This is a genomic window from Saccharomonospora halophila 8 (assembly GCF_000383775.1).
GTDB lineage: Bacteria > Actinomycetota > Actinomycetes > Mycobacteriales > Pseudonocardiaceae > Saccharomonospora > Saccharomonospora halophila.
The window spans coordinates 3,806-11,114 of record NZ_KB912539.1 but is presented as its reverse complement, the minus strand read 5'-3'; the positions used below and the strand labels follow the sequence as shown (position 1 = coordinate 11,114).

The following is a 7,309-nucleotide window of genomic DNA, read 5'->3' as shown; positions in this document are numbered from 1 at the left end:
GTCGGCGGGCCGCGCCTCACCGGCGCGCACACCGGGGCTGGTCAGCACCACGATCCCGTAGGCCGCCGTGGCGGCCACCGCGAGGAACGGCGGCACCGGCGCCAGCAGTCGCCAGGTGGGCAACCACCCCCCGCCCACGACGATCATCGCGGCGGACAACGCCCCCGCGAGCGCGAACAACAGCCAGATCAGTGACCGCGCCCGGGCGACGTCGGAATCCACCCGGCGCCGGTTGAGCAACAGCGCGACGGCGGCCACGAACAGCAGCACCAACGCCTGGTGGCCGAGCGCGAATCCGGCGAAGTAGTCCCACCCCTCGGCCAACCGGCGGAGGAACGACCCGCCGGAACGGGCCGCGACGGCGTTCGGGACGACGTCCTCGTAGAGCGTGACGCGCCACGCCGTCCACGGCACGAGCACCACCAGTGCGCCCAGCGCGAACGCCACCGGGGACCAACGACGTCCGCGGCGGCGCAGGGCCTCGACCGTGAGCCACGTCAGCAGGACCGCGGCCGGGACCAGCCCTTCGAGCCGGGTCATCACCACGGCCGCGACCAGCACGCCCGCGACGACCGGGCGGTCGACCACGACGGCGAGACACGCCAGCAGCAGAAGCAGCACGAACAGCGGGGTCTCCAGCCCGGAGTACCCGTAGGCACCGAGCGAGCTCGCGCCGGCGGTGAGCGCGGCGGCGGCGACTCCGACGGCCGGTACCCCCTGCCCGTGCGGACGGGCGCGCCGCACGACGCGGCTCGCCAGCAGGTGCGCGGCGAGCACACAGCCGAGCGTGGCCAGCACGCCGAGGACCTGCCCACCGGCAACGATGCCGTCCTCCCCGACGATCCGTGCGAGGAGCGCGAGCAGCACCGTCCAGAGGAAGCTCGGGTAGCCCTCGACGTACTCGCCCGGGTTGTACACCGGCCCGTGCCCTGCGGCGAGGTTGTGGGCGTAGCGGAAGGTGACGAAGGATTCCCGCAGCAGGGTCCCGTAGAGCGACTGGTGGGCCAGGGAGAACGCGAGCGCGAGCCCGAGCGCGACGGACCGCCACCGGCGTCGGGTGTTCAGGCGGGGCCAGCACACGACCACGAACCCGGCGAGGACGAGCCACGCCCCGACCGTGACCGCGATCACCAGTACTCCACACCCCTCACCCGTGCCGCCGACCGTCGCCGCAGCAACCTACCCGCCCACCCCCGCGAGTCGACACCCCAGGCCCGCGAGTCGACACCCCAGATCCGCGAGTCGGCACCCCAGGCCCGCGAGTCGGCGCTCGCGGCGACGAGCACTCGCGGCGGACCGGCCCGCCGCGATCTCACGCGGGGAATGCCGCAAACGGCGGACGCCGACTCGCGGGCATACGGCGGCGACTCGCGGGCGTGAAGTGGCGACTCGCGGGGAGGGAACGGAGCGGGTTCACCCGGGGGTCAGGTACTCGCGGTTGCCCAGGAACGGGCGGAGGGCCTCGGGAACGCGGACCGAGCCGTCCGGCTGCTGGTGGTTCTCCAGGATGGCCACGATCCAGCGGGTGGTCGCGAGCGTGCCGTTCAGGGTGGCCGCGGTCCGCGTCCGGCCTTCGGCGTCGCGGTGGCGCACCGCGAGCCTGCGGGCCTGGAACGTGGTGCAGTTCGAGGTGGAGGTCAGCTCACGGTAGGCCCGTTGGGTGGGCACCCACGCCTCGCAGTCGTACTTGCGGGCGGCGCTGGTGCCGAGGTCGCCCGCCGCGGTGTCGATCACCCGGTACGGCACCTCGATCTTCGCGAGCATCTCCTCCTCCCAGGACAACAGGTTGGCGTGCTCGGCCTCGGCGTCCTCGGGACGGCAGAAGACGAACATCTCGACCTTGTCGAACTGGTGCACGCGGATGATGCCGCGGGTGTCCTTGCCGTACGAGCCCGCCTCCCGGCGGAAGCAGGACGACCACCCCGCGTAGCGACGCGGACCGCCGGACAGGTCGAGGATCTCGTCCGAGTGGTACCCGGCCAGCGGGACCTCCGAAGTACCCACCAGGTACAGGTCGTCGTCCGGCAGGCGGTAGACCTCGGAGTCGTGCTCGCCGAGGAAACCGGTGCCGGACATGACTTCGGGCCGCACCAGCACCGGCGGGATCATCAGGGTGAACCCCTTCTCCGTGGCCTGGGCCGCGGCCAGGTTCAGCAGGGCGAGCTGCAGCTGCGCGCCGATGCCGGTGAGGAAGTAGAAGCGTGCACCGGAGACCTTGGCCCCGCGCTCCATGTCGAGGGCGCCGAGCCCCTCGGCCAGCGCGAGGTGGTCGGCGGGCTCGAAGTCGAACTCGGCCGGGGTGCCGACGTGCTTGAGCACGGTGTAGTCGTCCTCGCCCCCGGCGGGAACCTCGGGGTGGATGACGTTCGGGACCGCTGTGTGCAGCTCCTCGAACTCCGCGCCCGCACGATTCTGCTCGACCTCGGCATCCTTGACCCGGGCGGCGAGTTCCTTGCCGCGCGTCAGCAGCTCCTCGCGCTCGTCCCCGGAGGCCTTGCCGATCTGTTTGCCGAGCTGCTTCTGCTCGGCGCGGAGGTTGTCGGCCGCGGCGATGGCGGACCTGCGCTCGGCGTCGAGAGCCAGCAGTCGGTCGACCACGCCGTCGTCCTCGCCCCGGGCCCGCTGGGAGGCGCGCACGACGTCCGGATCTTCACGCAGGATGCTGAGGTCAATCACGCCCTGAGAGGGTAGTCGGCCCACTCCTCACCCGGTCGAGCCGACCGGGGTTTCGTGTCCGTGGAGCGCAGGAGCCCCCGGCGACGGAGTCAGGGGAGACCGCGCACGAACTCCGCGACCACGCGACCCAGCTGCTCGCCCGCGTCCTCCTGGAGGAAGTGGCCCGCATCCGGGATCGTCGGGTGCTCGCGCCCGGCGGCGCCGGGCATCTTGCGCTGCAGGATCGGCGCCATCGCCCCGGTGATCGGGTCGTTGTCCGAGAACGCGCAGAGGAACGGCAGGTCCAGCGTCGACAGCCGGTCCCAGGCGGCCCGGTTGGCCTCGGTGGCGGGATCGTCGGTGCTGGTGGGCACGAGCGCGGGCATCGCCCGCGGCCCCGCCTTGTAGGTCTCGTTCGGGAACGGCGCGTCGTAGGCGGCGAGTTCGGCCTCGGTCAGCTCGTGGGTGCAGCCGGACTGCACGAACCGGGACACGTCGAGCACCTGGGCGTTCTGCACCGCGTCGTGGAAGGCCCACCAGATCTTCGGCATGTCGAAGTCACCGGTGGGCAGCCCGGTGTTGGCCGCGACCACACCCGCGAAGCGTTCGGGGTTCTCGGCGACCAGCCGGAGACCGATCAACCCGCCCCAGTCCTGCCCGACGAGGGTCACCCCGCGCAGGTCGAGGGCGTCGAACGCGAAGGCGCGCATCCACTCGACGTGGCGGGCGTAGGTGTGGTCGGCGACGTCGGCGGGCTTGTCCGAGCGGCCGAACCCGACGAGGTCGGGGGCGATGGCCCGCAACCCCGCGTCGGCCAGCACGGGGAGCAGCTTGCGGTACAGGAACGACCAGCTCGGTTCGCCGTGCAACAGCAGAACCGGAGGGCCGTCGGGTGGCCCCACCTCGACGTAACCCACCCGGATGATGCCGTGCGTCGGGTGGTCGACGTCCGCGTACGACGCGGGGTGGTCGAAATCGGGCAGGTCCGTGAACCGGTCCTCAGGCGTTCGCAGTAACCGCACGCGCCCCACGGTAATGCACCGCGTCCACCATCTGGGCGGCCGGACACCAACCCGATATGTGACCGGAACAACTCCCCCTGTGGGGTGTCCCGTGAAGGGCACTTTCCCTGCGTCACACGCAGCGAGGGGCACTTTCCCTGCGTCACGGGCAGGGAAAGTGCCCTTCACGACAACCTTCCGCCGACAACCGGCGCGACCGGGGGTTACGAGATGGCGACGGCGACGACGAGACCGAGGGCGACGTGGGCGGCGGCCACGACCAGGCTGGCCGGGGCGAACGTCTCGCTCTCGATGGTCGAGCGGACGTCGATGCGGGTGGCCCATTCGAGCAGGCGCACCGCGAGTACCTGGGCGATGATCCCGACCAGGCCGTACACCAGCGCGGTGATCAGCCCCTCGGTCAGGTCGCTGGCCGAGGCCCAGATCGCGACCACCACGATGAACGCCATGGACACCAGCCCGGACGCGGTGACCATGACCGCGTTCGGCAGGCCGCGCCGCACCAGCTCGGAAAGCTTGCCGGGGGTGGTGAAGTCGATGGCGTAGAAGCCGAGCAGCATCAGCAGCAGACCCACGATCGCGTACAGCAGGATCGCGCCGATCCCCCGGGCCAGGTCGGTACCGAAGGTCTCGGACAGGGCTACGAGCACAGGAATCTCCCAGGTCGAATCAACAGTTGAGCATGATCACGCGCCGGTGCCGTGTCCTCTCACGACTCCGGGATGCGGTGCGGCACGAACGCCGCGCCGTCGTCGGTCACCAGCCCGGCGGTCTCCCGGATGCCGAGGCCCGCCGCGCTGTCGCCGACGATCCAGGCACCGAGGGCCGGCCGGTAGCCGTCGAACTCCGGCAGCGGGTCGAAGGCCTGGTAGACGTACCCCTCGGACCCGTAGACACCGCCGGTCGCGGTCTCGTATCCCGGCGCGACGATGTCCACGTTGGAGCCCTCCCGGCCGAGCTTCGGCTTGCGCACGTACTCGGTGAGCAGCCCGGGCTGGTCGTTGAACGCGGGGAGCAGGTTCGGGTGGCCGGGATAGTTCTCCCACAGGATCCCGAGCAGGGCCTTGTTGGACAGCAGCATCTTCCACAGCGGTTCGAGCCACAGCGTCTGCGGCAGCGACTCGACGGCGTGCCGGCCGAACTCCTCGTCGATCACCCACTCCCAGGGGTAGAGCTTCACGACGGTATTCATCGGCGCCTGTTCGAGGTCGACGAACCGCGTGAGCAGCGGATCCCAGCCGATCTCCTCGATGGCGAGCCCGACGGTGTCCAGACCGGCCTCGGCCGCGGTCTCCTGGAGGTACGAGGTGGTGAGGTGGTCCTCACCGGTGGGGTCGGCGCCGGACCAGGTGAAGTGCAGCTCGTTCGCGGGCAACTGCCCCGCGACCGCGGACCACCGCTCGACGAGCTGTTCGTGCAGCGAGTTCCACTGGTCGTCGTCCGGGTGGACGGTGGTCTTCCAGTGCCACTGCACCACCGCCGCCTCCAGCAGCGAGGTGGGCGTGTCGGCGTTGTACTCCAGCAGCTTGGCCGGGCCCCGGCCGTCGTAGCGCAGGTCGAACCGGCCGTAGACGTGCGGGTCCCGCCGCCGCCACGACTCGGCGATGTGCGGCCCCACCCACTCGGGCAGGCCGAACTCGGCGTAACGCTCGGTGAGCACGACGTGGTCGACCGCCTCCAGGCACATCGAGTGCAGCAGCTCCACGTCGGCCTCCAGGGAGAGCACCTCGTCCATCGGCAGGACGTAGTGCACCGATTCGTCCCAGTACGGCCGTGCCTTCCCGGACGCGTACCGGGCGGGAGTGCCGAACACCAATCCTTGCCCGGCGATGGTGCGTTCCCAGTCCGGGCGGGGAGTTCCGGTCTCCCGCCGCATCAGGAGCCGCCGCCCTTGCCGAAGCTGCCGCTGCTGACACCGAAGCCGCCGCGCTGCACCGTCCGCCCGGAGTTCGTCTTGATCTCCGCGTTCGACGGCCGGGAGAAGCTGCCACCCCGCACCGTGTCACCGATACTCCCGGTGCCGCCGTAATTGTACCGGTACTGCCGGTAGTCGTCGCCACCACCGGGCGAGGGAAGGAACACGATGTTACTGCTGCTGTGGTAGTAGCCACCGTGGTTGCTGGCGTAGTCGTCGTCGCAGTAATCGTCGTCGACGATCGTCCCGTTCTCGTCGACGCAGTGCGCGGTGACCTCCTCGGGCACGGCCACGACGTAGAAGCCCGCGATGAAGCCGACGAGCCCGGCCGCGACGCCGCTGCCGATCAGCAGTCTGCGCCGGGACTCCGCCTTCCCGGCCGCCTCGGCCTGCTCGATCTCGCGCTGCTGCCGTTCGGCCTCGGCCTGCCGGCGCGCGCGTTGCTCGGCCAGGGACGGCTGTCGCGGCGCGGTGTTCTCCGCGTCCTGGAACCGCATCGATCCGCGCGGCGGTTCCCCTCCGTGCGCCTGTTCCCCGCCTGGTGAATTCTCGTTCTGTTCTGTCACTGAGCACTCCCGGACCGCGAGTCTGCGGGTGATCACCTTAATCACTCGACGGCGACCGCGGGGCGGAAAAGGCATGATGGAGTCGATGTCCACCGAGTCCGACCGCCCGTCGTCCGCCACGGCGCCGCGGGCCCGCACGCGCGCGCTGATGGCGGGCGTGCTCGTCGGGGCCCTCGTCGCGATGTCACTGACGTGGGCTTTCTCCTGGTTCCCGGAGAGTCCGGACGAACAGCGGGAACGGGAGGCCGAACAACTCGCCGAGCAGATCGTGGAGAAGCGGGAGAAGGCGTTCCGTTCCCCTCCGGGCAGTTGCCTGAACTGGTCGGAACCGGACGCGAGCGACGTCGCCGAGGTGTCGTGTGACGAAGAACACCTGTTCGAGGTCGTGGGACTCGCCGACGTCAGCGACGAGTACGGGACCACCGCGGCGCTCCCGGACGCCGAGCAGTGGCGGACCCTCACCGACGAGCGTTGCGGGGAACTGACCGAGGAGTACCTGGAACAACCACTGGACCCGGAGGGCAGGCTCAGCATCGGGATGCTCCGTCCGGACGACCAGCAGTGGGAGGACGGGGATCGCACCATGCACTGCGGTCTGCAATGGGTCGGGCCGGGCGGTGGGCTCCAGACGTTGACCGAACCCGCCGCTGAGACGGACCAGTCCTACGTCTGGGACACGGGAACCTGTCTGGGCCTCGTGGACAAGAGCGTCGGCGACCCGGTGTCCTGCTCGGAGGCGCACTCCTACGAGGTCGTGGGCGTGGTCGACCTGCGGGACGAGTTCGAGGAGTTCCCCACGGAGGAGGACCAGCACGACTGGCTGGACCCGACCTGCTCGGAGGTCCTCAAGGACTACACCGGCGGCCGGGACGCGGCCGAGCTGGCCGAGGACGGGCTCATTCTGACCTGGGACCTGCGGTCGGAGGCGAGCTGGGACGCGGGGTCGAGCCTGGTGAACTGCAAGGTCGGTGCCGTTCTGGAGGACGACAGCGGACTCGCTCAGGTCCGAGGAAGCGTCCGGGAGGGCGCGGACGACTCCGGCGGCGAGGGCGACGGCTCCCAGGACGAGGGCGACGGCTCCGGCGACGGGGACGGATCCGGCGACAGCAGCGGGGACGGCTCCGGCGACGGCGGCTCCGGGGACGGGGACG

The 7,309-nt window shown here is 70.7% G+C and carries 6 protein-coding genes and 1 pseudogene; 1 reads left to right on the top strand and 6 read right to left on the bottom strand.

The annotated features are described in order from the left end of the window. The 6 genes and pseudogenes from SACHA_RS25260 to SACHA_RS0110150 all read right to left on the bottom strand — a co-directional run. Positions 1 to 1,131, bottom strand: a pseudogene (locus tag SACHA_RS25260) (hypothetical protein); the annotation flags it as partial. Between the two features lie 282 nt (positions 1,132 to 1,413). Next, the gene (gene serS / locus SACHA_RS0110170; RefSeq protein ID WP_019809423.1) at positions 1,414 to 2,676 is read right to left on the bottom strand and encodes a serine--tRNA ligase; all 1,263 of its coding nucleotides are present in this window, start codon (positions 2,674 to 2,676) and stop codon (positions 1,414 to 1,416) included. An 89-nt stretch (positions 2,677 to 2,765) separates the two neighbouring features. Further along, positions 2,766 to 3,677, bottom strand: a complete 912-nt coding sequence (locus SACHA_RS0110165; protein WP_019809422.1) for a haloalkane dehalogenase — start codon at positions 3,675 to 3,677, stop codon at positions 2,766 to 2,768. Between the two features lie 203 nt (positions 3,678 to 3,880). Continuing rightward, complete coding sequence (locus SACHA_RS0110160) at positions 3,881 to 4,327, bottom strand: DUF350 domain-containing protein (RefSeq protein ID WP_019809421.1); 447 nt, start codon at positions 4,325 to 4,327, stop codon at positions 3,881 to 3,883. 59 nt (positions 4,328 to 4,386) lie between these two features. After that, positions 4,387 to 5,553 carry a glutathionylspermidine synthase family protein gene (locus SACHA_RS0110155; protein WP_028663051.1) on the bottom strand — a complete coding sequence of 389 codons (1,167 nt, stop codon included), beginning with the start codon at positions 5,551 to 5,553 and terminating at the stop codon, positions 4,387 to 4,389. Beyond that, a complete protein-coding gene (locus tag SACHA_RS0110150; protein WP_019809419.1) occupies positions 5,553 to 6,089 on the bottom strand; it encodes a hypothetical protein in 537 nt (178 codons plus the stop codon). The genes SACHA_RS0110155 and SACHA_RS0110150 overlap by 1 nt, the downstream gene beginning before the upstream one ends. 142 nt (positions 6,090 to 6,231) lie before the next feature. Here SACHA_RS0110150 and SACHA_RS21390 point away from each other — a divergent pair. Continuing rightward, positions 6,232 to 7,309 (top strand): septum formation family protein (locus SACHA_RS21390; protein ID WP_019809418.1); only part of this gene is annotated, 1,078 nt, incomplete at its 3' end.

Bases quoted from the DNA above. Each gene is read 5' to 3' on its own strand.
- SACHA_RS0110155 (WP_028663051.1), bottom strand. From the start codon at position 5,553: ATGCGGCGGGAGACCGGAACTCCCCGCCCGGACTGGGAACGCACCATC.
- SACHA_RS0110150 (WP_019809419.1), bottom strand. From the start codon at position 6,089: ATGCGGTTCCAGGACGCGGAGAACACCGCGCCGCGACAGCCGTCCCTG.